Consider the following 25,184-nt stretch of genomic DNA (forward strand, 5'->3'; position numbering starts at 1 on the left):
GATGAAGAAATCAGCATTCGCTCTGGCGCTCGTTGTCGCCTCCGCCCTTTCCTCCCAGGCGCTCGCCAGCGGCAGCCACGCCGGCGGCCACGACAAGGTGCCGATCGGCGAGCCCGGCGACAGCAAGAAGTCGACGCAGACGATCCGCGTCACCATGAAGGAAACCGACGACGGCAAGATGATCTTCACGCCCTCGACCATCAAGGTTCGCCAGGGCCAGACGGTCCATTTCGCGATCAAGAACGCCGGCGAACTCGCGCATGAATTCGTGCTCGACGACAAGGCGACGATCCAGGAACACAAGATCACCATGGAGAAGTTCCCGGACATGGAGCACGACGACCCGAACGCCATCCGGCTCGAACCGGGCAAGTCCGGAGACATCTACTGGACCTTCACCAATGACGGCACCTTCGAATTCGCCTGCCTGGTGCCGGGCCACTACGACGCCGGCATGCACGGCCCGCTCGACGTCGTGAAGAAGTAACCCCAAGAAAACAGGAAAGGATGAAACCATGAAAACCGTAGGTACCCTCTTTGCAGCGCTCGCGCTCACCGTTTCCGCCACCTTCGCCCTGCCCGCTTATGCGGCGGAGTTCACCAAGGGCGTGGTCAAGAAGATCGACACCAAGGCCAAGAAGGTGACGATCGACCATGAGGATCTGAAGAACCTCGACATGCCGGCCATGACCATGGTGTTCCGCGCCGACGACGCGGTGCTTGCCAAGCTCAAGGAAGGTGCTGCGATCGAATTCGTCGCCGACCGGGTCAACGGCAACCTCACGGTGACCGAGGTCAAGTAAACTGCGGCAAACCGCCCGGGTCGACTTTGCGCGGCCCGGGCGTCACAATCCGGAAATCAGGAAGAAACGGAAAGGAGTGTTCGATGAACGTGTTACGCAGGCATTTCGTTGCAGGCACGATTGCGGGCATCACCCTCTTGGCAACAGGCGCAGTCGCGGCAACCGGCACCATGGCGGTCTACAAGGATCCGCAATGCGGTTGCTGCGAACTATGGGCGGACGCGATGGAAGCGGCCGGCTACAAGGTCGAGGTGCGCGACGAGGCCGACATGTCGGTGATCAAGACGCGCTTTGCGGTTCCCGCCGACATGGAAGGCTGCCATACCGCCGTCATCGACGGCTATGTCATCGAGGGTCATGTACCGCTCGAGGCGGTCAAGAAGCTGCTCTCGGAAAAGCCTGATGTCGCAGGCATCGCGGTTCCCGGCATGCCCTCGGGCTCGCTCGGCATGGGCAACGATCCGCAGGCCTCCTACGATGTCTACACGATCGCCAAGGCAGGCGGCGCGAAGTCGACGGTCTATTATCAGGTCCGGCCGGCGAACTAGAAACCGGTCCCAGCCGTTCAAAGCCCTCTGGGCTGTCCTGCACGAAAGAGTTCGGGCGCTTCCGCGATCGCGGCGGTGCCCGAACTTTGATGTCGCCTCGCCAATTGAGACGCCCTAAACTGCCGTGCCTGCGGCGCCCAAGTCCTGTGGCTCTCCGAGCTCGATTGCATGCCCGTCCGGATCGCAAAATCGAAAGACGCGCTGGCCCCACGCCTGCAGCTCGATCGGATGGATCAGCTCCACATGCGGTGCGATGCGCGCGAAGGCTGCGTCTACATCGTCATCCTCGGAGTAAAGGAGCACGTTTTTCCGCCCATAGGGTTCGCCCGAAGACAGGTCCTGCCGCCAGATCGTCCGCTCGAGCGCGCGTCCTTCGTGGATGGCAAAGCCGCCCTCGAAAAGCACGAAGTCACCGAAGTCCTCTCGGATCGTCAGACCAAGTACTGTCTCGTAAAAGATCCGCGATCGGTCGATGTCGCTGACGAAGGGGATCGGATTGATGAAGCGCATAGATTGCCTCGCTGCCGCAACGCCAAGCCGAGGCTAGCGCGCTCCTGTCGCAGGAAGCAAAGGAATTGTTCAGGAAGGGGCAATCCGTCCTCGCCACAGGGCTCGATCAAGCGCCTCGCCAGCTGCCGTCCTCGTTGCGGGTGAGCAGCGGGGTCTGGAAGACGCCGGCGACACGCTCCGGCCAATGCGGCGCGCGGTCGGCGAGCGGCTGGCGCCAGCGCTCGGTCTGCAGCATGGCGGCGCCGATCGCCACCGGCTCGATGCCGCAGGTCTCCATCAGCGTCAGCCCGGCAAGGATCGACGTGCCGCTCGAAATCACATCGTCGATCAGCACCACCCGTTTTCCTTCAAGCAACGGCAGCATGCGCGGATCGACATAGAGCCGCTTCTTCTGGTCGGGCGTCGTAATCGAGGAAAGTGGGACGGAGAGGTCGTCGACATACCAGAATTTTCTCGAGGTCCCGAGCGGCACGTAGCGGCTGTGGCCGAGCTTGCGGGCGACGGCCGAGGCGAGCGTGAGGCCGAGCGTCGGCAGGCCGGCAACGACCTCGGGCTCATAGGGCGCGAGCTTGGCGGCCAGTTCCGTTGCCAGCGCATCCTCGACGGCAAAGCTCGCCTGATTGACGATCATGGAGGCCAGCGCATGCTTGCCGTCGGAAAGCGGACGGATCGGCAACAGGATCTGACTGCCATCGCCGAGCGACACCGGGAAGAAATCGCGATAACCCGCCTGAATGTCGAAGCTTTTCGGCGGGTAGATTTCCTGCCAGAAGTCGTGGGGCTGCATCGGTCCGGTCCTCGTCTGCGCGCTTTCGCCCGAAATGAAAGGCGATCAAAAAGGCCGGCTCGCTGTTCTGGTTCCGGCCGTTTTCGTCTATACCGTTTGCGACTTCGATCAAACCGAAAGGGCGCCGCGGCTCAAGCAAAGCACGCGGAATTCACAAGCCCTTCGCGCAATGAAACATGGGAATGCCTGACGATGCGCCTGCCAGACGGAATAACCGACGACCTCACCTTCCTCACCGACTTCCGTCGCGACCTGCATGCCCATCCGGAACTCGGCTTCGAGGAGGTACGCACCAGCGATCTCGTTGCCAAGTGGCTTGAGGAAGCGGGTCTAAAGGTCCACCGCGGCTTGGGAAAAACCGGCGTCGTCGGCACGCTGCAGGTCGGCAACGGCACACGCTCGATCGGCCTTCGCGCCGATATGGACGCGCTCGCTATGCCGGAGATCGCCGACCGTCCCTACAAATCCCGCGAAGCCGGCAAGATGCATGCCTGCGGCCATGATGGTCACACGACAATGCTGCTCGGTGCTGCCCGCCATCTGGCGAAGACGCGCAATTTCTCCGGCACCGTGCACTTCATCTTCCAGCCGGCCGAGGAAGGGCGTGGCGGTGCGAAGCGCATGGTCGAGGACGGGCTGTTTAACCTGTTCCCCTGTGACGCCGTTTACGGCCTGCACAACATGCCGGGTCTCGATCCGGACGAAATGGCGGTCGTGGCCGGCCCGCAGCTCGCCTCATCCGATAGCTGGCGTATCACCTTCCGCGGCGTCGGAACCCACGGTGCCAAGCCGCATCTCGGCCGCGATCCGGTGACGGCCGCCGGCACCTTCCTTGCCTCGCTTCAGTCGATCGTCGGCCGCGTCGTCGATCCCTTGCAGCCGGCCGTCGTCAGCGCCTGCTCGGTGCGGGCCGGCGATCCGAAGGCGCTCAACGTCATCCCCGATATCGTCGAGATTGGCGGCACGGCGCGCGCCTATACGCCCGAAGTGCGCGACCAACTCGAAACGGAGATCGGCCGTCTCGCGCGCGGTACGGCAGAGATGTACGGGATTTCCGTCGACTACGAGTTTGAACGCCGCATTCCGCCCGTCGTCAACGATGCCGATGCCACGGCCCGGGCGTTGAGCGCCGCTCAGGCGGTGTTCGGCAAGAAGACCCGCACGACGTTCCCGCCGTCGACCGCCGGTGACGACTTCGCCTTCTTCGGGCTGGAGGCGCCCGGCTGCTACGTCTGGCTCGGCAATGGCCCCGCCGTCGACGGCGCACTGCATCACAACACCGCCTATGATTTCAACGACGAAGCGATCGGTCCGGGCGCCGCCTTCTGGTCGACCCTGGTGGAGCAGGAACTGGCACAGGCGGAATAACGCGTGCATCGCGAAGATGCTCGCGGGAACCCGTGTTCTCAAGGATTTAGAGCCTGCGCTTAAAGAGCGAGGCTGCCCGCCTCGACGGAAGTGACGTCGGACTTCAAAGGCCGCCCAGGCAGGGCGGCCTTGAATGTCAGGCTTCAAGGATCTCCAGGATCGGGCTTTCCATGACCGTGCCCGTCGCCACGTCGGCGATGCCGCGATCGGTCTGGTGCGGGCCGGCGTTGCAGGCAAGCGTCGCGCCGAAGCAGGCCTTGAAGACCAGGTATGGCGGCTGCCAGTCGACGATGCGGCCGACCGCTTCGCGGAGTGCTGCAAAGCGATCCGCCACCTCTTCCAACGGCGTCTCGGAAACCAGCCCGGCGAGCGGCAGCGGCAGGAGCGCATCGACCTTGCCACCGGACGCGACGGCCATGCCGCCGCCGGCAGCAATCACCGCATTGGCCGCGATCGCCATATCCTGCTTATTGCCGCCGAAGACCGTGAGGTTGTGGCTGTCATGCGAAACCGTGGTCGCAAAGGCGCCGCGCCAGGTGCCCCAGCTCGACAACAGACCAACGCGCGGTCGACTGTCGGCGCGCCCATGGCGATGCGCGACGGCGATCAGAGTCGTGCCCTCAGGAGGAACGACGAAGCCGCCCTCGACCTGAGCAACGGCTTCGCCCCACTGGGTGAAGCGCGGCCGGTCGATGGTCGCGACGCGGACCTTGGTGCCGTCGGCAGGAATGCGGAAATCGTCATCCGAAAGCGGCGCGATTTTCATCGTGCCGTGCAGCCTCTCGGCGGCGATGCTGCTCAGCGGCTCGATCATCCGTCCGGTATCTGCAATCATTTTGCCATCGACAATGACGGTGCGCGCACGGAAATCAGCGAGATCCTCGAAGAGCACGATATCCGCCCGGCGGCCCGGCGCAACGAGCCCGAGATCTTGACGGCCGAGGCGCACGGCGCCGTTCAGCGTTGCTGCCCGAAGCGCCCATTCGGCGGGCAGGCCATAGCGAACAAGTCGACGAACGACGTCGTCGAGACCGCCGGCATGGGCAAGATCGTCCGGGAAGACGTCATCAGTGCAAAGCGTTACCGTCTGAGGAAGATGGCCCAGAGCCTTGATCGTCTTGACGAATTCCGGCAGCAGATGATCGTGCGAGCCGCGCAGTTCGATCGACAGACCGGCCCGGAGCTTTGCCAAGAGATCGTCGCCCGAGACGAGCTCATGGTCGGAGCTGACGCCGGCCGTCACGAAGGCCTGGAGATCAGAGCCGGCAAGACTGCGCGCATGGCCGTTGACCGGCTTGCCGGCGGCAAGCCCCGCCTGGACGATCCCGGTGATGCGCGCTTCGCCGTCGATGACGCCGCGCATGTTCATCATTTCGGCGATACCGCCGATTTCCGGCCAGCTCAAAATGTCGGCGATCACGTCGGCGTCGAAATCGGCACCGGCCAGCTCCAGGCCGGGTGCTGACGGCACGCTCGACGGTGCCAGCAGCACCGTGCGCAACGGCAGATCGCGACTTGCGTTTGCGGCCCAGCGCACGCCGGCCACACCGTTGACATTGCCGAACTCATGCGGATCCCAGACGACGGTCGTCACGCCACGCGGCAGCACCGCATTGGCATAGGTCGCCGGCGTCACCATGGAGCTTTCGACATGCATGTGCGTGTCGATCAGGCCGGGCGAAACGAAAGCGCCCGTCGCATCGATTACGGTTGCCGCATCGGAACGCGCGCCCGGTTCGTGGATGCTTGCGATTAACGATCCGACGAGACCGATATCGGCCGGACGAAGCTCTCCTGTCACCACGTCGACGAGCGTGCCGCCCGAAATCAAAACGTCGAACGGCTCGGCACCACGTGCTGCGGCCACTGCCCGGCTGCGGAGTGCCGCATCCATCAGGTCCTGAGGCTGCTCTATAAAACTCACTTCTGCGCTTCCTTCATCAGGGCGCCCAGGATTTGTGCCCGCGTCGTCTCGACATGGGCATCGACAGCATATTCGGCATTGAAGATCGCATGGCTTTCCCGTGTTTCGACGACGGTGCGCCCGCGCGTCAGCGTCCCGCCGAGTTCGACATCGATGCGCGCCTTGCGAAACGAGATTGCGCCCGGATTGACGAAGGCAACGGCAGCGCAAGGATCATAGATCGCCATGCCCGGCCGGCCGCGGCTGGTGCCGATCGAGATGAAGCCGGCAAGCAGATCGGCGATGAGGGCCGCGTGGGCGCCACCCGCCGAACGGATCGGCGCGACGTCATCGGGGTAGGCAAAGACCTTGCGGCAAAGATCGAGATCGACCATGCGCAGCGGCAGGCCATGCGCGATGACGATCGCCAACGCTTCCGGGTCGGCAAAGGCGTTGAACTCGGCGGATGCCGTATGGTTGCCGCTGGTGACGCCGCCGCCCATCCAGGTCAGATCGGTGATCCGGCTGGCCAGGTCCGGACGGGCAAGGCAAAGGGCAGCGAGATTGGTGAGCGGTCCGAGTGCCAGAACGCGCTTCGGCCCGTCCTGCTCCAGCCAGGAGCAAAGTGCCGCAAAGGCGTCCCTTACCGGCAAGGCGTCGGCCTCCGGCAGCGTCAATCCCGCCGTCGGCATGCCGGCTTCGCCAAGGATGCGTTCGGCAGTTTCGAGCTTGCCGAGCACCGGAAGGGCACGGCCTTCGTGGATTGGGAAAGCCCAGTCGAAGGCGCGCGCGGCACTGGCTGCATTGCGCTTCACCCGGTCGAGCGGCGTGTTGCCGAAGACGAGCGAAACGCCGTCGATCTCTTCACCGGCATGAAGGACGACAAGCACGGCGGCAATGTCGTCGAACCCCATGTCCGTATCGATCCAGACACCCATTTGACCTTACCCGAACTTCTTGAGGCGCGCGGCCTTCTCGACCGGCAGGTCGAAGGCGATGGCAGAACCGGTTTCACGGGCTGCAAGCGCTGCATCCTCTTCCGCCTTGATGGCGCCGAGCGGCGTATCGAGCAGATACTCGCGCGTGCTGCCGGAGAAAGAGGCTCCGCGCACAGTGCCTTGGAAAGGACCTGAACCAAGGGTCACCATGCGCGGACGCCACGCAAGCCCTGCCGTGTCAGGCGGCAGGGATCCGGAAAGATCGATCGGGCCGTTTTCGGCCTTCAGCTTGCCGCCCCCGACGGCAAAGATGTTTTCGAAGCCGACGAAATCGGCGACGAAGCGCGAGATCGGGCGATTGTAGATATCCTCGGGGGTGCCGATCTGCTCGATCGCGCCGTTCAGCATGACAACGATGCGGTCCGCCAGCGACAGGGCCTCGCCCTGGTCGTGGGTGACGAAGATCATCGTGACGCCGGTTTCCTTCTGCACCCGCTGCAGTTCCGTGCGCATTTCGAGGCGCAGACGCGCGTCGAGGTTCGACAGTGGCTCGTCGAGAAGCAGCACCTTCGGTTCCATCACCATGGAACGCGCCAGCGCCACACGCTGCTGCTGGCCGCCCGAAAGCTCGCCCGGCTTACGTGCGGAGAACTTCGAAAGCCCGACGGACTTGAGGCCAGCCGTCACCTTCCTCTCGATATCGGCAGCCGGCAGCTTCTTCAGCCGCAGGCCGAAAGCGACATTTTCGAACACGGTCAGGTGCGGGAAGAGCGCGTAGGACTGGAAGACGAGGCCGACGGAGCGCTTGTTGGCGGACACGCGGGTGATGTCGGCGCCATCGAGCTTGATCGCGCCTGAGGCCGGCGACAGCAGGCCGGCGATCGAGCGCATCGTCGTCGTCTTGCCGCAGCCGGAGGGCCCAAGGAAGGCCACCAGTTCGCCCTTGCGGATCGAAAGGTCGAGGTCCTTCACTGCAACGGTATCGCCATAGGCGAGCGTCAGTTTTTCAAGGCTGAGGAAGGGGGCGTCAGACATAGCGAGAGAATCCCAGGAAGCGTTCGGCAAGAAAGACGATGCCGATGGACATGAAGGCGAGCAGCGCGGAGAGGGCGGCGACCGACGGATCGTAGGTGATCTCCATGTAGGAGAGCATGTCGATCGGCAGTGTGCGCACGCCCGGGCCGGAGAGGAAGAGCGATACCGGCACCTGGTTGAAGCTCGTGACGAAGCCGAGGATGAAGGCGGCGAGGATGCCGCTGCGGATGTTCGGCATCACCACGCGGAAGAAGGCCCCGGCGCGGGAGGAACCGAGCAGCACAGCCGCCTCCTCGATGTCGGAGCGCAGGTTGTTGAGGCTCGCCGAGACGACCCGTACCGCATAGGGCAGAACCAGCGCGGTGTGGGCGAGAAACAGCGTCAGCGTGATGTTGAGGCCAAAGGGCACGACGATGTAACGCAAGAGCGCCAGGCCGACGATGATACCGGGCACGATGATCGGCAGCGAGACGATCGTGCGGATGGTTTCGCCGAAAGGCAGCTTGTAGCGCGACAGCGCGTAAGAAGCGGGAACGCCGAGCACGAGAGCGGCCGCGGTACCGCCGATCGCGAGCAGCATCGAGATCGCGAAACTCTCCTGGAAACTCTCGACCGTGAAGACTTTGGCGACCCACTTGAACGAGAAGCCCTGCGGCGGGAAGGCCAGCGTCTCTCCGCCCGAAAGTGACGCGGCAACAATGATGAAGAACGGCCCGATCAGGAAGGCGATCACCAGGAAGAGGACGAGCGGCGTAAAGATGCGAGGGGTCATCGCTTGTTCCTCGCAGTGGCAAGCCGTTTCAGGAGAAGATTGGCGGCAAAGCTCATGACGATCAGGATGAACGCGATGACGCTTGCGGCGACGAAGTCGTTGGCGACGGTGACGCGCTGGTAGAGCAGCGTTTCAAGCATCAGAACCTTGGAACCGCCGAGGATCGCAGGCGTGATATAGGCGGTGAGCGAACCGGTGAAAACCAGCGTTCCGCCGATCACAAGGCCTTCCTTGGTCAGCGGCAGGATCACCTTGAAGAACACTTGGAACCAGTTGGCGCCGAGAACGCGGGCGGCCGGGATCGCATCCTTCGGCATGTTCTCGAGCGCGCTGATCAAGGACAGGATCATCAGCGGCAGGAACAGCTGCAGCAGGCCGATGAACACGGCTGTCTCGGTGAAGAGGAAGCGGATCGGCTCATCCGAAAGGCCGACGAGCTGGAGCGCCTGGTTGACGATGCCGGTGCGGCCAAGAATGACGATCCAGGCATAGGTGCGCGCGACCGACGAGATCATCAGCGGCAGCACGACGAGGCCGATCATCTGTCCCTTGTTGCGCGGCGACAGATTGACGATCGCAAAGGCCGCGGCATAGCCGATGACCGCCGAAACGACGGTAACCATCAGGCCGAGCCGGAAGGTGCGCAGGAAGACGGTGCGGTTCAGCGGATCGGAAAAGAAGGTCGTATAGGCCGACAGCGACCAGCTGTCGGCGCTGCGAAAGCCTTCCGCCAGCAGGATCACCACCGGCGCCAGAAAGACGATCGCCGCAAAGACCGCTGCGGGCAGAGCGAGCGCCAGGGCTTCGGCGCGGTTCTGGAACATCCTTCTTCCTTTCAAGGCATTCCTGGGCGCTTCTCATCGCGCCCGTCGCATCAGGTCTCCACCGGCGGTCCGTGTCCGCCGGTGGAGGTCGCAAAGGCCTGGACTTACTGGCCGACCTGGGCGTTCCACTCCGACAGCCACGCTTCGCGGTTGTCGAGGGCGACGGCCGACGGGATCAGCTTGAGATTCTTCACGGTCTCTTCGCCGTAGGTCAGGTTTTCGGCGATCTCGGGCGAGACCTTCACGTCCTTGTTGGCCGGGCTGTCGACCAGCTTTTCGGCAAGTGCGGTCTGAACTTCGGTCGAGAGCCAGAAGTCCATGAACTGAAGTGCGAGATCCTGGTTCTTGCCGCCCTTGGTCAGCACCATCACGTTCATGCCGCCGGTCTGGCCTTCCTTAGGCGTTGCCCACTTGATCGGCAGGCCGAGCTTGGTGAAGCCTTCCCAGGAGAAACGACCGATCGGGGCGGCCCAGATTTCTTCCTGCTGCATCAGCTGCACCAACTGCGAGGACTTGACGTAGAAGGTGACGATCTCGTCCTTTTTGGCGCCGACGGCGGCAATCGCCTCCTTGAGGTCAGGCGTGTTCTTGCCGATGGCTTCGCCGACCATGTAGAGCGCCGGCGGGCCCTGGTTGGTGGTGACGTTCGGGAACGCCACGTGGCTGGCGTTCTTCTCGCTCAGGAGGTCGGCCCAGGAGTTCACTTCCATCTTGTCCGAGCGGTAGACGATCGACGTGGCGTAGAAGGTGTAGCCGACGCTCATGCCGTCGCCGTTCGGATCCTTGGCGAGGTCGTAGAGCTTGTTGAAGTTCTGGAGCTTCGAGGTGTCGATCTTTTCGATCAGATCGGCCCGGGTGGCCGAAAGCGCGTCAGCCATAGACACGACGGCCATGTCGACGACCGGGCTCGCCTTGTTGGCTTCCATCTTGGCCAGGCGCTCGACGCTGTTGCCGGTTTCGACGACGAGCTTGCAGTCGCACTTCTGTTCGAACGGCGTGTAGACCAGTTCCTTGAAGGCGTCCTGGGCAAAGCCGTAGACGGAAATGGTGAGCGTCTTTTCCTGGGCAGATGCGGCGTTGGCGGTAACGAGCAAGAGCGCGCTTGAGGCGAGCAGGAACTTTTTCATGGCTGGGGTCCTCCTTCGGTGACGGATGTGGCTGCGGTGACAGTGGTATGAACGGGTTGAGACGCGGGCGGCGCTGCGGCCGATTGCCGGACGACCAGGTGCATCGGCACCTTGGAGGTCGCCGCCGTAACCGGCGCACCGATCTCAGGATCGGACGGGTCGCGCTCGCTGATCGCCTTGACGAGCGCTGCGACGGCGACCGCCGCGATCTCGGTCATGTCCATGCGCGCCGTCGTCAGCGCCGGCGTGATGACCGGCGACCAGATCAGGTCGTCGAAACCGGTGACGCTTGCCTTTTCCGGCACATCGATGCCGGCGCGCTGCAATTCGGTGAGCGCCCGCAGCGCATGAAGATCGGAGATGCAGGCAAAGGCGGTGTAGCCTTCGGCCACCTTATCGGCGAGGCCGAGCGGACAGCCCTTGCCCGCCGCCTTTTCCAATGGCTCGATCCAGAGCGTATCGGTATGGCAGCCCTCGCCAAAGACCGAGCGGATGCCGCCGGCGCGGTCGTTCTGCACGTTCGAGGCGGGATTGTTGCCGATGATCAGCACCCGGCGGTGGCCGAGCGCCTTCAGATGCTCGGCGATCTGCTGGCCGCCACCCCAATGGTCGGCGGCAACCGTGTTTCCGGGGGTCGAGGGCGTATCGATGACGGCGACCGGACAGCCGACATCGGCGATGCGGGTGCCGCGCCTGGGCACGATCACGAGGCCATCGACGTCGCGATCGATCAGACGCTCGATCGCCTTGGTCTGGGTCGAGACGTCGCCGCGGGAGTCGGCGATCAGCACGCCATAGCCCGACGACGAAGCGGCGAGCTCGATTGCCTGAGCGATCTGCGGGAAGAGCGGATTGGCGATATCGGGAAGGACGAGACCGAGAACGCCGGTGCGGCCGGTGCGCAGCGCCCTGCCCGCCTGGCTCGGCACATAGCCGAGCTCGGCAGCGGTCGCGCGGATTTTTTCCACCATCTCGGCGGAGACGCGCCCCTTGCCGGAGAGCGCGTTGGAAACCGTCGCCGCGGAGACGCCCAGCGTTCTGGCAATCCTCGTTAGTTTTGGTCCGGAACGCGCCAAGACAGTGTTCCCGCTATCGCGTGATTAAACGATTAATCAGCCGATATATCAGAATCTGCCGACTGTCGAATCCTTTTGTCGACTCGTTGCATTTTGCAATTTTCAAGGGAAAACCTACGCGAACAACAATCGATTTCTGCCTGACGCCCGGCATTCACAGTCAGCGGAAGAAAATCGCGCCAACTCCTCAAGGGCGCGCGGGCCTATCAAGGCCTGCCTGATATATCTCTGTTCACACCACGCGATGAAAAGCGAAATGCGCATCTGCCCAACCGCCGCAATCGCGGGTACAAATTTCAACTTCGCCTGACAAAAGAAATCAATTTTCCCACTAAATTACTAGGGAATAAGTATGATGCACGGCAATCGTCCGATGGCTAGAATTCGGGCGGCGGTGCGATCCGCACAACAGGCATAAGCAGGAGTTTGGGACATGACTGGCACTATCATCGGCTTTGGCAAGACCACGGGACAGGCCCGCCGGGCGCGCGGCACAACCTTGGCAGCCGCCACGCTCGCACTGGCTCTTGCGTCGAGCACGGCCGTCTTCGCCGAGGACGCGAAGTTCGATCCCAACGCCTCGATCACCATCGGCTCGCTTTATGAGCCGCAGAACCTCGATAACACTGCCGGCGCCGGCCAGGGCATCAACGAAGCCTTCAACGGCAATGTCTATGAGGCGCTGTTCACGCTGACCGACGCAGGCGACGTTCAGCCGGGTCTCGTGGCTGAGCAGAGCGTCAGCGACGATGGCCTCACCTACACTTTCAAGCTTCGCCCCGGCGTCACCTTCCACTCCGGCGATCCTCTGACGGCCGCCGACGTCAAGTACAGCATCGAGCGCGTAACGGCCGAGCAATCCAAGAGCTCGCGCAAGAAGAGCCTTGCAACCATCAGCGCCATCGAAACGCCCGATGACCAGACGGTCGTCGTCAAGCTGTCCGCCCGCTCGATCTCGTTGCCCTACAATCTGAGCTATGTCTGGATCGTCAACGATGCAGCCAAGGATCTGAACGCGGGCGAAGACGGCACCGGCCCCTATCGCCTCGACGAATGGCGCCGCGGTTCGTCGCTGGCGCTCGTCCGCAACGACAAGTACTGGGGCACGGCGCCGACCAATGGCGAAGTCGTCTTCCAATATTTCACCGATGCGACCGCGCTCAACAATGCGCTATTGACCGGCGCCGTCGACATCGTCACCAGCGTCCAGAGCCCGGACTCCATTGCCCAATTCAAGGACAATCCTGACTTCACGGTCACTGCAGGCCAGTCGACGACCAAGGAACTGCTCGCGTTCAACGACCGCGTCGCCCCCTTCGACAACGTCAAGGTCCGCAAGGCGATCGCCCGTGCCATCGACGACAAGAAGCTTCTGACCTCGATCTGGGGCGAATACGGCACCCTGATCGGCTCCTTTGTTCCGCCGACCGATCCCTGGTACGTGGACCTGACCGCCGTCGACGCCTATGACGTCGAGAGCGCCAAGGCGCTCTTGAAGGAAGCGGGCTTTGCCGATGGCTTCACCTTCAAGCTCGATACGCCGAACTACGATCCGCACCCGATCGTCGCGCAGTTCATCCAGAGCGAACTCGCAAAGGTCAACATCAAGGTCGAGATCAACGTGATCACCGCCAACGAGTGGTACACCAAGGTCTACAAGGCGCATGACTTCCAGGCCACGCTGCAGGAGCACGTCAATCACCGCGACATCGTCTTCTACGGCAATCCGGATTTCTACTGGGGTTACAACAATCCCAAGGTCGTCGATCTGATCAAGGCGTCGGAGGCCGCCGCCAACACCGACGAGCAGACGGCGAAGCTGAAGGAAGCCAACACGATCATCGCCGAGGATGCGGCCAGCAACTGGCTCTATCTCTACCCGCAGATCGTTGTCTCGAACTCGGCCGTGACCGGTTACCCGGTGAATGGACTGAACTCGCAATTCTTCGCCTTCGGCATCAAGAAGAGCGAGCAGTAAGCGGCACCGCCGTCCGGCGTGCACCCCACACCGGTGCACGAACAGCAGCCCCTGGATCCATTCCGGGGGCTGATTGCGTTTCGCGCCAATTGTCCGGGCAATTCGCCGTCCTTCCACAGGCGCGACCAAAGATAGGCCGTGCTCTAGCCTGCCCGATCTTTTTGGTGCAAAAGCCAGCTCTCTGATCACGGCCCCCGTGAGAAGAAAGGAATGCAGCCATTCTCACCTATCTCGTCCGCCGCTTTGCCATTCTGCTTCTGTCGCTGCTGATCGCGGCGGTGGTGCTGTTCGTGCTTTTGCGCCTTTTGCCCGGCGATCCCGCCAATGCGCTTCTCTCTGTCGGCGCCGATGCCGTGCAGATCGAGAAGGCGCGCGAACAGGTCGGCTCGAACCTGCCGCTCTGGCAGCAGTTCCTGCGCTTTGCCGGCAGCCTCGCCCGCTTCGATCTCGGGACCTCTTTTGTCAGCGGCAAGCCGGTGATCGAGGAGATCGCGGCGCGGCTGACGGTCACCGTGCCGCTGGCGCTGATGGGCTTCGTGCTCGCCATCCTGATCGCCGTTCCGCTCGGCATCCTCTCGGCCGTCAAAGCCGATCGCTGGTATGGCGGACTGATCTCGACCATTTCACAGCTCGGCATCGCCATCCCCGTCTTCTGGGTCGGCATCCTTCTGGTCACGCTATTTGCCGTCACCTTCCGGCTGTTCCCTTCGGGCGGTTTTCCCCGCCGCGGCTGGCAGAACGAGGGACAAGTGCTCTATGCGCTTGCATTGCCCGTCATGACGATCGGCCTCGTCATGGGCGCGTCCCTGCTGCGCTACGTGCGCTCGGCGACCCAGGATGTCCTCGGCAGCGACTATCTGCGCACCGCACGTGCCCTCGGCGCCAGCTTCCCCGAGGCACTCATGCGTCACGGCATCCGCAACGGCGCCGTGCCGATCGTCTCCATTCTCGGCATCGAGCTTGCAACGACACTGCTCGGCGCGGTGGTCGTCGAGCGCGTCTTTGCCCTGCCGGGCCTTGGCTCTATGCTGCTGCTTGCGATCGAGCAGCGTGACTATCCGAATGTTCAGGGCGTGCTGTTCATCTCCACCCTGCTGGTGCTGCTCATCGGGTTTGCCGCTGATCTCACCCAAAGGCTGATCGATCCGCGTCTGCGCGAACGCGCCGTCGGAGGCAACGCATGAGCCCCATCGACACAGCCGTTTCCGCGCCGAAGCGCCGGAGCTCGCTGGCGCTTACCGTCGGCCTTGCGTTCGTCGGCCTCAACGTCGCCGTCGCGGTACTGACGCTTTTCTGGACGCCCTACGACCCGCTGAATGCCTCGGGCGGACGACTGGAAGCGCCGTCATTTTTGCACTGGCTCGGCACCGACCGCCTGGGCCGCGACCTGCTTACCCAGTTGATGATCGGCGCCCGTACTGCTCTGCTGGTCGGCACCGGTGCAGTTGCGATTGGTGCTGCGATCGGCGTCAGCCTCGGCGTTGTCGCCGCCTTCGCCACGCGCCTGGCCGACGACGTGATGGCTGCGACGCTCGATATCCTGATCGCCTTTCCGACCCTTCTGCTTGCCATGCTGGTGGTGGCGGCAAGCGACAGCGCCAGCCTCTGGTCGGCGATCCTGGCACTCGGGCTTGCCATCTCGGCGATCGTTGCGCGGCTGACCCGCATCCTCGCCAAGCGCGTGCTTAGGCAGGACTACATCGTCGCCTCGCGCACATCGGGAACCTCCTGGGCCGGCGTCGTCTTCCGCCATGTACTGCCTAACATCTGGCCGACGCTGTCCGTCAATTTTGCCCTGCAATTCGGCCTTGCGGTTATTGCCGAAGCGTCGCTCTCCTATCTCGGCCTTGGCGCACCACCACCGAACGCCTCGTGGGGACGGCTGCTGCAGGAAGCACAAGGGACCGTCTATACGGCTCCGATCGGCGCGATCGCACCGGGCATCGCCCTCGTTGCGCTCGTCATCGGCATGAATCTTCTGGCCGACGGCCTGCGCGATATCGCCGATCCGACACGGGGGAGATCGCGATGACAGCGCTGCTCGACATCCAGGGTCTCGACATCCGCGCCGGCGACAAGCCGTTGGTGTCCGGCCTCTCTTTCGCCATTCGCCCCGGTGAACGCATCGGCCTGATCGGCGAATCGGGCTCCGGCAAGTCGATGACGGCAATGGCCGCGACCGGCCTGTTGCCGCCGTCGATCACTGTCACCGGTTCGATCACTCTTGACGGGCAACAGGTTGTCGGCGCCACCGACCGGGTGATGAACCGGCTGCGCGGCGTCGCCGCAGCGGTCGTCTTCCAGGAGCCGTTGACCGCGCTCGATCCCCTGATGAAGATCGGCCGGCAGATCGCCGAACCCGTTCGCCGACGTCTGGAGCGAGACGGCGGCAAGGCAACGAAGGAAGCGGTTCAACGCGAAGTCCGCGACCTGATCGCCAAGGTGGCATTGCCTCAGCCCGACCGCATCATCAATTCCTACCCGCACGAAGTGTCCGGTGGCCAGCGCCAGCGCGTGGCCATCGCCATGGCGCTCGCCTGCCGCCCGAAGCTGCTGATTGCCGACGAACCGACGACGGCACTCGACGTCACGACGCAGGCCGAGATCTTGAAACTGCTGGACCGGCTGGTACGCGAGACCGGCATGGCGCTTCTGTTCATCAGCCACGACCTGCCGGTCGTCTCCCAGGTGGTCGAGCGTGTCATCGTGCTGAAAAACGGCATCGCTGTCGAAGAGGGCCTGGTCGGCTCGGTCTTCGGCACACCGCAGCACGACTATACCAAGACCCTGGTCGAGGCCGCCCGCCTCTTCGACGAAGCGCTGGGAGCAACCGGATCATGATGCTCGATCTTCAAAACGTCAGCTTCGGCTATTCCCGCCAGCAGACCACCCTCGACAACGTCTCGATATCGGTGCGACCGGGAGTGAGCGTCGGTCTCGTCGGCGAATCCGGATCGGGCAAGACGACGCTGCTGCGACTGATGCTCGGGCTCATTCGCCCGACGGGCGGCACCATTCGCTTCGGCGAGGAAGCCCTCGACACCGGCAGCAGCGCCTTCATGCAGCGCTACCGCCGCGCCGTGCAACCCGTTTTCCAGGATCCCTATTCCTCTCTCGACCCGCGCCAGCGGGTGATCGACATCATCGGCGAGCCGCTAAGGTCGCTGCGGATCCCGGGCGACCGGACGCAGGCGGTCACCGCGGCACTCGAAGCGGTCGGGCTTCCTGCCGATGCACTCCGCCGCTACCCGCACGAGTTTTCCGGCGGCCAGCGCCAGCGCATCGCCATTGCCCGCGCCATCGTCGCCCGCCCTCAGATCGTCCTTGCCGACGAGGCGGTCAGCGCGCTCGACCTTTCCACCCGCATCCGCATCGTCGAGCTGTTCAAGACACTCGCCGAAAAGTTGACGCTGGTTTTCGTCTCGCACGATCTCGGCGTCGTCGCGGCCCTCTGCGAAGAGATGGTCATTCTGGAGCGTGGCAAGGTGGTCGAAAGCGGCAAGACCCGCGACATTTTGGCCGCCCCGCAACATCCCTATACGCAGCGTCTGCTTGCCAGCATTCCGCGCATGCCCGCTTGACAAGGGATTGGCGCGGATATTGCGTCTTTGGCCGAATCCACCTTTTTCCCCAAGGGCTTGATGATTCGCGCCCGCATTGATCCAGGACAACCGCTGAGACGCCCTGTTGAGCATAGTGCCGTCGGCCGCAGAATCCCTGCCGCCGAACGCCCTGACCGGCGATGTTCAACTTCTTCTGGGGGTCCGGAAAATCATGCCTACTCGCGCCATTCTGCCATCTGCCGTCCTTTTCGCCGCGCTTGCGGCACCGCTCGCGCTCGCGACGGCGGCAGATCTCTCCGAGCCGGGCGCGGTCGCGGCACCGGAAATGCCACTGGCAAGCGAGCCCGGCCCTTGGATGATCCGTGGCCGCGCGCTCGCTGTCCTGCCTGACGACAAGGGCACGCTCTATCTCAACGGCAGCGCACTCGACGGCGAAAAGGTCGGCGTCAGCAACTCCGTCGTGCCGGAGCTCGACATCACCTATTTCTTCACCGACAACATTGCGGCCGAACTGATCCTCGGCACGACGCCACACACCGCGCGCGGCAGCGGTTCGATCGCCGGCCTCGGCGAGATCGGCAAGGCCTGGCTGCTGCCGCCCACGCTCACACTGCAGTATCACTTCAACGTCACCGACGAGATCAAGCCCTATGTCGGCGCCGGCGTGAACTACACGATGTTCTACAACGAGAAGCCCCGCGGCGATTTCTCCAGCTTCAATCTGAAAAACACCTTCGGCGTGGCGCTTCAGGCGGGCGTCGATATCAAGCTCGACGACCACTGGGGCCTGAACTTCGACGTGAAGAAGCTGTTCCTGGAGCCTGAGGTCAACGCCACACTGCCGGGCGCCGGCGCTGTCAGCGGCAAGGTCAAGCTCGATCCGTGGCTGATCGGCACCGGTATCAGCTACCGGTTCTGACAGCCTCGAACGAAACGGCTGGCGGCGCCTATTCAAAGGCGCCGCGAGCTGCAAAGCCGACGTTAGACGTGATGGGCCGTGACGGCCTTGGCGAGTTCGCCCGAGAGTTGCTGGCTGCCGGCATGGGAGACATCCCCCAGCGACAGCATACCGACCATGCGCTTGTCCTGGTCGATCACGGGCAAACGCCGCACCTGTTTCGCCTCCATCAGATGGACGGCATGTTCGATCGTCTCGTCCGTGCGGCAATAGACGATATCCCTCGTCATCACGTCCCGCGCCGTCATCGACGCCGGGTCCCGCCCGTTGGCAAAGGCGCGCAGCGCAATGTCGCGGTCCGTGACCATGCCGATCAGGCGGTCGTTTTCGCCGACCGGCAACGCGCCGATGTCCTCGTCGCGCATGATACGCGCGATTGTCTTCAGATCGGTTTCCGGAGAGATCCAGCGAGCGCCGGGATGCATGGCTTCCGATATTCTCATCTCATCCTCCTGTGCGTGAAAGCGGCGGAGCATAGGCCGACATCGTGGCCATTCATTGATCCAGCGAAACGCGGCGCTACCCCTATCGCAGTTCGAGGAGGAAATAGGTGGTCGGGCCGGAGGGCCCGTTGTTGGAGAGCCGGAAGGCGACATTGCCCGTGCCTTGCACCACCGGCGCATGCACGTTGCCGTCGAGGCCCACCGGCGAAACGCTCCAGTTCCCTGCGGTTCGCGCCAGCGTCAGATCGACATCGCCTTCACGCAGCCGAACCGGCAGCCGGCCAAAATCCTCGATCACCTTCTCCTCGGTATCGCGAAACGCCATGCCGGTGTTTTGCGCATCGGTCGCAAAGATCAGCAGCAGGCGCCGGCCGGTGGCGAGCCCTGCATTCGCATCGAGCGCCGAGATCGCAACAAGCCCGTTGCCATCGGCCCGCTCGACCCTGAGCAGACCGAGATCGATCGGCTCCCGCAGCGTCGAGAAGGCGGCGGCCGCGGTCCTGTCGGTGACGACGCGCAATTGGCCGGCAAGGCGGTTCAACAGGATTTCACCGGTACTGCTCTGGTAAATGCCGGTATCGATGCTGGTGCCGTTATCATCCGAAAGCGCACCGTCTTGGCGCAGGCTGTCGAGTATCCCTTCGCTGTCCTGCTGGCGCGGTTGCTTTACCGCAGGCACATCGCCGAGCCGGTTCGCCTCTTCAAGACCGACCCGCCCGACCAGCGCGAGGTCCGTCAGGCGCTCCGGTTCGCGCGCCTGCATGTCGTCGGAAAGATCCTCTTCTCCGCGCACCGCAAACGGGACGGTAACGGTTGAGGTCGCCACGTCGCCGCGGCGGTAGAGAAGCGCCGACAGCGTCTCGCCGGCGCGCGCGACGGGATCGAGCGCAATGGCGTAGGGCAGCATCGCCTTCTTGTGCGGGAACGGTTCGCCATAGGAAAGAACGATCGGGCCATGGCCGTGGCGGCAGAGCGCATCCCAGCCTTGCAGGGCCGCATAGGCCGGCATCGCCAGCCCGGCCTCGTAGCGGTAGCGGTTCCAGAAGAGGTGATCGTACTCGCTGACGAGGAACGGTCGGTCGAGCCAGCGCGTTGCCGCGATCATGCGGATGTAATTCACCCCGTCGGCGATCGAACTGACCTGTGTGGTCTTGCTGCCGGGCGCATAGCCGCTGACCCAGTCGTGATAGGTGTTCATGGTCACGGCTTCGAGGCCGCGCCGGCTGAGCGACGCCTGAACCGTCGGCCAATTGTTGTAGTTGCTGATCAGGCCGCGGTAGCCGAGCCCGCGTAGCACCTCGCCCATGCGCGCGGTCGTCGCCGCTTCCGTCTCGGTAAAGAACGCCTGCAGATCGCGCAGCCGCGGGCCGGGAACGTAGCGGTCCGCCGGCAGCGCCACGGATCTCGCTTCGATCGTCTCGTCTGGGCGCAGATCAGGCCACGCCTTGGCAAGCGCCGCGGTCGATCCGTAGCGTTTGGCCAGCCACGCGTTGAACGGCTTGGCAAGCTGCGGATCATAGGGCGGCTTGCCCGGCCGATCGTGCACAACGGTGTCGAACTCCATGCCGTTCTCGTTGGCGAGAATGACGACCGCGAGCGCGTCGTCGCGGATCGGCGCCACGCCCGTATAGGGGTTTACGCGCCCGAGGATCGCCTCCTGCATGCGCTTCCAGTGATCGAACGCCCGCTCGTCGACAAACAGCTGGAGCTTGAGGTTGCCGCCATCGTCCCAGCGATCGTCAAAGCCGCCGTAAACGCCGCGCAGGGACGACAGGCCGTCCATCATCCAGTAGATGCCGTTACGCTTCAGCGCCGCCAGCAGATAGTGGATGCGGTCGAGCGTCTCGGGGTCGAAATCGAAGTCCCGGTCGCGACCGAACATCAGGCTGCCGTCGACGAAATGCAGCCGGGCGAGATTGTAGCCGCGCATCGCCAGTTGCCGGGCGTAACGATCGGCGGTTTCGTGATCGGGAAACCCGCCGGAGGCCGGGCTCCAGGCAAGCGACGCACAGAGCATGCGCTCCGGCTTGTCCGGTGACTTCGCGAAGGCAAGCCGTCCGCCGGCACCGGCGACCAGGCGGTGATCCGCATCGATCGTGCCGTTCGGCAGGAAAGAGGAAAAATCGAGAGGGCTGCCAGCCTCGAACTCAAGCGAGATTTCCCGCACGGGAAGCCACTGGTCCGATGCCTGCGCCGGCGAGCAGACGGCAGCAAGCGCCACGGCTGCCGCCGGCAGTGGCTGCCACCTCATGCCGGGGCTCCGAGCAGCTTGCTTTCGATCGGCGCGTCAGGCTTTCGCCGTGCCCGGAAGAAGCCGACCGGCAGCGCCGCCGCGTGGAAGAACCAGGCGACGACAGTGTAGAGCCCCATGCTGAAACCGCCCTTGCGCAGGCTCATCAGCCCGACGACGCCGGCAAGGATCGCAAGGACGATGCCGAGCGCAAGGAGTTTGTCGGGCACGAGCAGCAGGATCGCCAGCGACGCTGCCCACCAGAGATAGACCAGCGCCCAAAGCTTGAGCTCCGGCAGTTCCCGGACGAGCTGGAAGAAATAGGGCTGGCCGAGCGAGGCGCGCAGCAACTCCCCGATGCCGAACAGGTACTTGCTCTTCCAGCGGCGCACGAGCAGGCGGTAGGAATTGTCGGTGTGGCCGAAATGCTGGACGAAGCGCCGGTCAAGGCGATGCAGCTTGAAGCCGGCGCTTCTGAGCCGGATACCGAGGTCGAACTCCTCATAGCCGTGCAGGTTGCGATCGGAGAGATAGCCGACTGCCTCGATCGCCGACCGACGATAGAGCCCGCCGCCGTTCATGCGGTCGATCGCGCCGATCCGGTTTTCCGGTGAATTACGGGTGACCCGCCGGGAAAATTCGAGGTTGGAGGTCAGCATCTCCTGCACATGGCCGGTAACACCAGCCACTGTGGGCTTGTCGGCGAGGAACGCTTCCGCCACTTCGAGGAAATCGTCGTCCAGCAACATGTCGCCGTCGAGCAGGCAGATATGTGTGTGGCGCGAATATTGGAAGCCGAGTTGCGGGCCGATGCCGCAGCTCGGAAGCGCCGGTGGGCTGATCTGGGCGATGACAACAGGATAGCGCGAGGCGATCTCCACCGTCCGGTCCCTGGAGCCGCTGTCGGCAACGATGACCTCGCCGCCCACGGTTTCGAGCGCCTTCAACGCGCTTTCAATGGTCGCAGCGATGCGCTTTTCTTCGTTCAGCGTCTTGATGATGACGGATACTGCCACGCGATCCCCCAGTCTCGACGGAGCGCAGGCCTGCTCCGGTTGCCGCCGATCTTACCGGCGATATTTTGCGTTTTGGTTTACCGCCCCAGCAGCCGCAGCAGCGGCAAGCGAAAGCGATAGAGGAACCAGCCGCCAAAGACGCCACAGGCGCCGCCGAGAAGCTTGACCATCACATCCGTCAGGCGTGCGTGGCGGTCAGCAGAAACCATCTGCAACAGTTCGAAGCCAATGGCGGTCGCAAAGACCAGAACCAGCACGAACGCCAGCCGCCGCGGATAGGCGATCGCAAACAGCAGGCCCAGCAGTCCGAAGGCCCCGAAACGTTCGAGATGGACCATGTGCCCGATGCGCGGCCGCAGGTCGAGCGGCGACATCGTCGAATAGGCGATCACGGCAAACAGGATCCATGCGAAAAGGCTGGCGGCGCGTTTGATAGTCATTGTCGGCTTGTCTTCCAGGCGGCGTGCGAGGCACGGTAATCATCGAACGATCGGCGACGGCGCCTGCGCTTTCATCGCGTTGCGGGGGCGCGGTCGCATTCTTGAGGAGACCGGTGTGCGGTGAACGCACGAGGCAGGCTCCGGCCGGCGACACGGCGGACGTGAACGTCCGGCTACTTCGCCAGCAACGCGCTATACACCGCCGCGGTCCTTTGCGCCACATTTGTCCAGCTATAGGCGGCTTCAGCGTGCGCGGCGCGCTCGCGCACGTCCTCGTCGCTGAGCGGGGCTGCGAGCTTGTCCACGATCCCGGACGCCAGCGCATCGATGTCGCCCAACGGGAAATATTCGTCGGGTGCCAGCTCCAGTTCCTGATTGGCGACGATATCGCTTGCCAGAACCGGCAGCCCGTAGGCCATCGCCTCGAGCAGTGCAATCGGCATGCCCTCGTGGCTGGAAGGCAGCACGAAGAGGGCGGCATTGTCGAAGAGTTCCGCCAGCCTGTCGCCCGTCTGAAAGCCGGTGAGCACGACACCCGGCACGTCGCGCGCAAGCGCCCTCACCTCCTTGGCATAGGGCGTCTCGAACTCTGCGCCGCCGGCAAGAACGAGCTTCGTATCGCTGAGGCCGCACTTGGCAAAAGCACGGATGAGATCGAGCTGCCGCTTTTCCGGGACCAGCCGGGCGGCGAGCAGGATATAGCGCCGCCGCTCCAGGCCGAACTCCGCGAGAATGCCGGCCTCTCCCGTCGGCGGGGTGACCTGGACGCCGTTCGGCACCAGCGTCATCGCAACATGGTGCCGGGCGTGCATCGTCTCGGCGATGTCCTTCGAGATCGCCACGCGTCCGTTCGAGAACCGCATGCCGAGGCGCTCGCCGAGCTTCAGCGTGCGCCTGGCGAACCCGCCCCACTTCTGCCGGTCATAGTCGTAGCCATGATGGGTCACAACGACCTTGAGACCGAGCAAGCGCGCAAGCGGCGTCATCAGCGCCGGGCCGATAGCATGAATGTGCAGGACATCCGGGCGCCGCCAGGCGGCGAGCCAGACCCCGAGGAAGGTATGGACGATCGCTTCCAGCGCCATACGGCGCGGAGCCCAGAGAGGAACGACGTCCACTCCGTTCCAGGCGTAAGCCTTGCGATCCTCCAGATAGCGGCGGCGTCCGACCACCTCGACGTCCCAGCCGTATCCGAGCAGCTTGCTCGCCAGCATTTCGACGTGTTTCTCGACGCCGCCCTGAACGTTGGGGATGCCGCGCAGGCCCAGCATCATCACGCGCTTGCGCTCACCGCGTGCGGCCAGCGCGCCGCTCTGAGCGGGGTGGCCGTGCTGTCGGCCAGCGCGTGCGGCGCTAGGCAGGGGTAGCCGGCCGGCGCCGTCCGACAGTCCGGTCTGTACCATCTCCTGCGCAATCACCGGCTGTTGCTGGCGATGACTTCGCGAAACATCAGACTTTCTGCTCATGTGTCGCCTCGAAGGTTGCCCGTTCCGTTTACTAGGGCGATATACTTAATCACCGCCAAGATATTTCACTCACCCCTCATATAAATGACCGAAAACCATAGCGCGAGCCCAGGTTACTACAAATTGTATCGTAACGTTAATGGCGGACGCGCTCAGAGCGCGCCCAGCCTGGAATAGAGGTCGATCGTCCGTTGCCGATAGGCGGCGGCGGAGAACTCGTTTGCGATCCAGCGTCGGCCCGAAGCCCCCATCGCAGCGCGTTCGGCAGCCGGCAGACCGGCCATCGTCGACAGCATGCGGGCGAGATCGTCGGCGTCCCCCGAAATCGCGGTCATGCCGGTCTCGCCCACGCGGATCATTTCAGGAATGCCGCCGATCGAGGCCCCGATCACCGGCCGCCCTAACGCATAGGCTTCAAGCACGCTGATCGGCGCGTTCTCATACCATTCGGAAGGCAGAACCAGTGCCAGCGACTGCCCGATCAGTCGGTGCAGGGCCTCTCCGGAGAGATAGCCGGCAAAGGTCACATCGGCGCCGGTTTGCGCAACCAGCTGACGCAGCATCGCTTCCTCGGGGCCGGTTCCGGCGATCACCAACCGTTGGCCCGATGCGGCCGCCGCGCGGATCAGCGTCGCCAACCCCTTCTCCGGGGCCAGCCGTCCGGCAAAGACGAAATAGTCGCCCTCGACCCAGTCGGCCGAATAGTCGTCGACATCGACGAAGTTCGGGATATGGACCATCTGTTCGCGCGGCCAGCCCCATTCGACCAGCTTCTCGACGTAGAATTTGCTCGGTACGACGATGCGGTCCACCTTGTTGCGGTAGAGACCGAGCCCGCGGTGAACGACGGTTTCGGCGAGCACGACGGCGCTCAGCGTCGTCTCCCCCTTGATGCAGCGATGCCGCAAGACGTTGTAGATATGCCCGCCGCGACAGTCCTCGCAGACGGCACCGTCACGCAGCATCTTGTAGGAAGGACAGGCAAGCTTCAGATCGTGAGCGGTCATGACGACCGGGATGCCGGCCGCCTTCAGCGTCGAGAAGATCGCCGGCGAAAGATGGTGGTAGACGTTGTGGGCATGGGCGACGGAGGGCCGGGCGCGCTCGATCAGCCGGCTGACGTTCTTCTGCGCTTCACGCGAGTAGATGACGCTTGCCGCCTGAACGACCTTGCGCAGAAGGTTGGTGCGCCGGCCATACTCGATCTCGGAGACGAAATAGTCGGACCATGGCGAGGCTTCGTTATCCTCGTGCTGCATGGCGAAGGGCACCACGTCCCAGCCGATATCCGAAAACATCTTCATATGGTCGAAAAAGACCGCCTCCGCGCCGCCGCGGCGATAGAAGTAGTTGTTGATGGCGAGCAGCCTGTTGCCGCCGTTCCCCTGCCCCGACATGC

General features: G+C 63.7%; 25 protein-coding genes. 10 read left to right on the forward strand and 15 right to left on the reverse strand.

Annotated features, from left to right (window positions below):
* Window position 1 precedes the first annotated feature (1 nt).
* The 3 genes from JVX98_RS02110 (at window position 2) to JVX98_RS02120 (ending at window position 1,351) form a co-directional block, all read left to right on the forward strand.
* Window positions 2-487 carry a plastocyanin/azurin family copper-binding protein gene (locus tag JVX98_RS02110; protein WP_205236705.1) on the forward strand — a complete coding sequence of 162 codons (486 nt, stop codon included), beginning with the start codon at window positions 2-4 and terminating at the stop codon, window positions 485-487.
* A gap of 28 nt (window positions 488-515) precedes the next feature.
* The gene (locus JVX98_RS02115) at window positions 516-803 is read left to right on the forward strand and encodes a copper-binding protein (RefSeq protein ID WP_205236706.1); all 288 of its coding nucleotides are present in this window, start codon (window positions 516-518) and stop codon (window positions 801-803) included.
* An 89-nt stretch (window positions 804-892) separates the two neighbouring features.
* Window positions 893-1,351 carry a DUF411 domain-containing protein gene (locus JVX98_RS02120; protein ID WP_371826517.1) on the forward strand — a complete coding sequence of 153 codons (459 nt, stop codon included), beginning with the start codon at window positions 893-895 and terminating at the stop codon, window positions 1,349-1,351.
* 114 nt (window positions 1,352-1,465) lie between these two features.
* Here the strand turns inward: JVX98_RS02120 and JVX98_RS02125 are convergent, their stop codons facing one another.
* The gene (locus tag JVX98_RS02125) at window positions 1,466-1,861 is read right to left on the reverse strand and encodes a VOC family protein (protein WP_205236708.1); all 396 of its coding nucleotides are present in this window, start codon (window positions 1,859-1,861) and stop codon (window positions 1,466-1,468) included.
* Between the two features lie 106 nt (window positions 1,862-1,967).
* Window positions 1,968-2,684 (reverse strand): phosphoribosyltransferase, encoded by a 717-nt coding sequence (locus JVX98_RS02130; protein ID WP_256442648.1) that lies wholly within the window; start codon window positions 2,682-2,684, stop codon window positions 1,968-1,970.
* Window positions 2,685-2,840: 156 nt separating this feature from the next.
* On the opposite strand from JVX98_RS02130, the gene JVX98_RS02135 reads away from it, so the two are divergent.
* On the forward strand, window positions 2,841-4,016 hold the full coding sequence (locus JVX98_RS02135; protein WP_205236710.1) for a M20 aminoacylase family protein: 1,176 nt from the start codon (window positions 2,841-2,843) through the stop codon (window positions 4,014-4,016).
* A 136-nt stretch (window positions 4,017-4,152) separates the two neighbouring features.
* On the opposite strand, the gene JVX98_RS02140 is transcribed toward JVX98_RS02135, so the two are convergent.
* The 7 genes from JVX98_RS02140 to JVX98_RS02170 all read right to left on the reverse strand — a co-directional run bounded on the left by JVX98_RS02140 (window position 4,153) and on the right by JVX98_RS02170 (window position 11,691).
* The gene (locus JVX98_RS02140; protein ID WP_371826518.1) at window positions 4,153-5,910 is read right to left on the reverse strand and encodes an adenine deaminase; all 1,758 of its coding nucleotides are present in this window, start codon (window positions 5,908-5,910) and stop codon (window positions 4,153-4,155) included.
* A gap of 26 nt (window positions 5,911-5,936) precedes the next feature.
* Window positions 5,937-6,857: a nucleoside hydrolase gene (locus tag JVX98_RS02145; RefSeq protein ID WP_205236712.1), complete on the reverse strand. Its 921-nt coding sequence runs from the start codon at window positions 6,855-6,857 to the stop codon at window positions 5,937-5,939.
* A 6-nt stretch (window positions 6,858-6,863) separates the two neighbouring features.
* Entirely contained in the window at window positions 6,864-7,892 is a 1,029-nt protein-coding gene (locus JVX98_RS02150) for an ABC transporter ATP-binding protein (protein WP_205236713.1), read from the reverse strand.
* Window positions 7,885-8,664: an ABC transporter permease gene (locus JVX98_RS02155; protein WP_192449612.1), complete on the reverse strand. Its 780-nt coding sequence runs from the start codon at window positions 8,662-8,664 to the stop codon at window positions 7,885-7,887. The genes JVX98_RS02150 and JVX98_RS02155 overlap by 8 nt, the downstream gene beginning before the upstream one ends.
* Window positions 8,661-9,488, reverse strand: a complete 828-nt coding sequence (locus JVX98_RS02160; RefSeq protein ID WP_043613763.1) for an ABC transporter permease — start codon at window positions 9,486-9,488, stop codon at window positions 8,661-8,663. The genes JVX98_RS02155 and JVX98_RS02160 overlap by 4 nt, the downstream gene beginning before the upstream one ends.
* A 104-nt stretch (window positions 9,489-9,592) precedes the next feature.
* A complete protein-coding gene (locus JVX98_RS02165; protein WP_205236714.1) occupies window positions 9,593-10,615 on the reverse strand; it encodes a PotD/PotF family extracellular solute-binding protein in 1,023 nt (340 codons plus the stop codon).
* Complete coding sequence (locus JVX98_RS02170; protein ID WP_192449610.1) at window positions 10,612-11,691, reverse strand: LacI family DNA-binding transcriptional regulator; 1,080 nt, start codon at window positions 11,689-11,691, stop codon at window positions 10,612-10,614. Before JVX98_RS02170 ends, JVX98_RS02165 begins: the two co-directional genes overlap by 4 nt.
* 433 nt (window positions 11,692-12,124) lie before the next feature.
* Between JVX98_RS02170 and JVX98_RS02175 the strand changes: the two genes are divergently transcribed.
* The 6 genes from JVX98_RS02175 to JVX98_RS02200 all read left to right on the forward strand — a co-directional run bounded on the left by JVX98_RS02175 (window position 12,125) and on the right by JVX98_RS02200 (window position 18,151).
* On the forward strand, window positions 12,125-13,669 hold the full coding sequence (locus JVX98_RS02175; protein WP_205236715.1) for an ABC transporter substrate-binding protein: 1,545 nt from the start codon (window positions 12,125-12,127) through the stop codon (window positions 13,667-13,669).
* A gap of 218 nt (window positions 13,670-13,887) precedes the next feature.
* Window positions 13,888-14,853 carry an ABC transporter permease gene (locus JVX98_RS02180; RefSeq protein WP_205236962.1) on the forward strand — a complete coding sequence of 322 codons (966 nt, stop codon included), beginning with the start codon at window positions 13,888-13,890 and terminating at the stop codon, window positions 14,851-14,853.
* Window positions 14,850-15,701, forward strand: coding sequence for an ABC transporter permease (locus tag JVX98_RS02185; RefSeq protein ID WP_205236716.1), 852 nt, complete (start codon window positions 14,850-14,852; stop codon window positions 15,699-15,701). The genes JVX98_RS02180 and JVX98_RS02185 overlap by 4 nt, the downstream gene beginning before the upstream one ends.
* Entirely contained in the window at window positions 15,698-16,510 is an 813-nt protein-coding gene (locus tag JVX98_RS02190) for an ABC transporter ATP-binding protein (RefSeq protein ID WP_205236717.1), read from the forward strand. The genes JVX98_RS02185 and JVX98_RS02190 overlap by 4 nt, the downstream gene beginning before the upstream one ends.
* Entirely contained in the window at window positions 16,504-17,250 is a 747-nt protein-coding gene (locus JVX98_RS02195) for an ABC transporter ATP-binding protein (RefSeq protein WP_205236963.1), read from the forward strand. The genes JVX98_RS02190 and JVX98_RS02195 overlap by 7 nt, the downstream gene beginning before the upstream one ends.
* Before the next feature lie 193 nt (window positions 17,251-17,443).
* Entirely contained in the window at window positions 17,444-18,151 is a 708-nt protein-coding gene (locus tag JVX98_RS02200) for an OmpW family protein (RefSeq protein ID WP_060530260.1), read from the forward strand.
* A 62-nt stretch (window positions 18,152-18,213) separates the two neighbouring features.
* Here JVX98_RS02200 and JVX98_RS02205 read toward each other — a convergent pair whose 3' ends face one another.
* The 6 genes from JVX98_RS02205 to JVX98_RS02230 all read right to left on the reverse strand — a co-directional run bounded on the left by JVX98_RS02205 (window position 18,214) and on the right by JVX98_RS02230 (window position 25,182).
* Window positions 18,214-18,633 carry a CBS domain-containing protein gene (locus JVX98_RS02205; protein WP_043613745.1) on the reverse strand — a complete coding sequence of 140 codons (420 nt, stop codon included), beginning with the start codon at window positions 18,631-18,633 and terminating at the stop codon, window positions 18,214-18,216.
* A gap of 82 nt (window positions 18,634-18,715) precedes the next feature.
* Window positions 18,716-20,884 carry a glycoside hydrolase gene (locus JVX98_RS02210; RefSeq protein WP_205236718.1) on the reverse strand — a complete coding sequence of 723 codons (2,169 nt, stop codon included), beginning with the start codon at window positions 20,882-20,884 and terminating at the stop codon, window positions 18,716-18,718.
* Window positions 20,881-21,879 carry a glycosyltransferase family 2 protein gene (locus JVX98_RS02215; RefSeq protein ID WP_205236719.1) on the reverse strand — a complete coding sequence of 333 codons (999 nt, stop codon included), beginning with the start codon at window positions 21,877-21,879 and terminating at the stop codon, window positions 20,881-20,883. Before JVX98_RS02215 ends, JVX98_RS02210 begins: the two co-directional genes overlap by 4 nt.
* Before the next feature lie 77 nt (window positions 21,880-21,956).
* A complete protein-coding gene (locus JVX98_RS02220) occupies window positions 21,957-22,319 on the reverse strand; it encodes a VanZ family protein (protein WP_205236720.1) in 363 nt (120 codons plus the stop codon).
* Window positions 22,320-22,492: 173 nt separating this feature from the next.
* Complete coding sequence (locus tag JVX98_RS02225; protein WP_246764887.1) at window positions 22,493-23,593, reverse strand: glycosyltransferase family 4 protein; 1,101 nt, start codon at window positions 23,591-23,593, stop codon at window positions 22,493-22,495.
* 344 nt (window positions 23,594-23,937) lie between these two features.
* Window positions 23,938-25,182: a glycosyltransferase family 4 protein gene (locus JVX98_RS02230; protein WP_205236722.1), complete on the reverse strand. Its 1,245-nt coding sequence runs from the start codon at window positions 25,180-25,182 to the stop codon at window positions 23,938-23,940.
* Window positions 25,183-25,184 lie beyond the last annotated feature (2 nt).

Origin of the sequence: Ensifer sp. PDNC004, from assembly GCF_016919405.1 — a bacterium.
Lineage (GTDB): Bacteria > Pseudomonadota > Alphaproteobacteria > Rhizobiales > Rhizobiaceae > Ensifer.

What these genes read in the sequence shown, in the direction of transcription:
- JVX98_RS02110 (WP_205236705.1), top strand. Translation starts at nt 2, where the DNA reads ATGAAGAAATCAGCATTCGCTCTGGCGCTCGTTGTCGCCTCCGCCCTT.
- JVX98_RS02115 (WP_205236706.1), top strand. Translation starts at nt 516, where the DNA reads ATGAAAACCGTAGGTACCCTCTTTGCAGCGCTCGCGCTCACCGTTTCC.
- JVX98_RS02125 (WP_205236708.1), bottom strand. Translation starts at nt 1,861, where the DNA reads ATGCGCTTCATCAATCCGATCCCCTTCGTCAGCGACATCGACCGATCG.
- JVX98_RS02135 (WP_205236710.1), top strand. Translation starts at nt 2,841, where the DNA reads ATGCGCCTGCCAGACGGAATAACCGACGACCTCACCTTCCTCACCGAC.
- JVX98_RS02140 (WP_371826518.1), bottom strand. Translation starts at nt 5,910, where the DNA reads ATGGATGCGGCACTCCGCAGCCGGGCAGTGGCCGCAGCACGTGGTGCC.
- JVX98_RS02145 (WP_205236712.1), bottom strand. Translation starts at nt 6,857, where the DNA reads ATGGGTGTCTGGATCGATACGGACATGGGGTTCGACGACATTGCCGCC.
- JVX98_RS02150 (WP_205236713.1), bottom strand. Translation starts at nt 7,892, where the DNA reads ATGTCTGACGCCCCCTTCCTCAGCCTTGAAAAACTGACGCTCGCCTAT.
- JVX98_RS02155 (WP_192449612.1), bottom strand. Translation starts at nt 8,664, where the DNA reads ATGACCCCTCGCATCTTTACGCCGCTCGTCCTCTTCCTGGTGATCGCC.
- JVX98_RS02160 (WP_043613763.1), bottom strand. Translation starts at nt 9,488, where the DNA reads ATGTTCCAGAACCGCGCCGAAGCCCTGGCGCTCGCTCTGCCCGCAGCG.
- JVX98_RS02165 (WP_205236714.1), bottom strand. Translation starts at nt 10,615, where the DNA reads ATGAAAAAGTTCCTGCTCGCCTCAAGCGCGCTCTTGCTCGTTACCGCC.
- JVX98_RS02175 (WP_205236715.1), top strand. Translation starts at nt 12,125, where the DNA reads ATGACTGGCACTATCATCGGCTTTGGCAAGACCACGGGACAGGCCCGC.
- JVX98_RS02185 (WP_205236716.1), top strand. Translation starts at nt 14,850, where the DNA reads ATGAGCCCCATCGACACAGCCGTTTCCGCGCCGAAGCGCCGGAGCTCG.
- JVX98_RS02190 (WP_205236717.1), top strand. Translation starts at nt 15,698, where the DNA reads ATGACAGCGCTGCTCGACATCCAGGGTCTCGACATCCGCGCCGGCGAC.
- JVX98_RS02200 (WP_060530260.1), top strand. Translation starts at nt 17,444, where the DNA reads ATGCCTACTCGCGCCATTCTGCCATCTGCCGTCCTTTTCGCCGCGCTT.
- JVX98_RS02205 (WP_043613745.1), bottom strand. Translation starts at nt 18,633, where the DNA reads ATGAGAATATCGGAAGCCATGCATCCCGGCGCTCGCTGGATCTCTCCG.
- JVX98_RS02210 (WP_205236718.1), bottom strand. Translation starts at nt 20,884, where the DNA reads ATGAGGTGGCAGCCACTGCCGGCGGCAGCCGTGGCGCTTGCTGCCGTC.
- JVX98_RS02220 (WP_205236720.1), bottom strand. Translation starts at nt 22,319, where the DNA reads ATGACTATCAAACGCGCCGCCAGCCTTTTCGCATGGATCCTGTTTGCC.
- JVX98_RS02225 (WP_246764887.1), bottom strand. Translation starts at nt 23,593, where the DNA reads ATGATGCTGGGCCTGCGCGGCATCCCCAACGTTCAGGGCGGCGTCGAG.
- JVX98_RS02230 (WP_205236722.1), bottom strand. Translation starts at nt 25,182, where the DNA reads ATGTCGGGGCAGGGGAACGGCGGCAACAGGCTGCTCGCCATCAACAAC.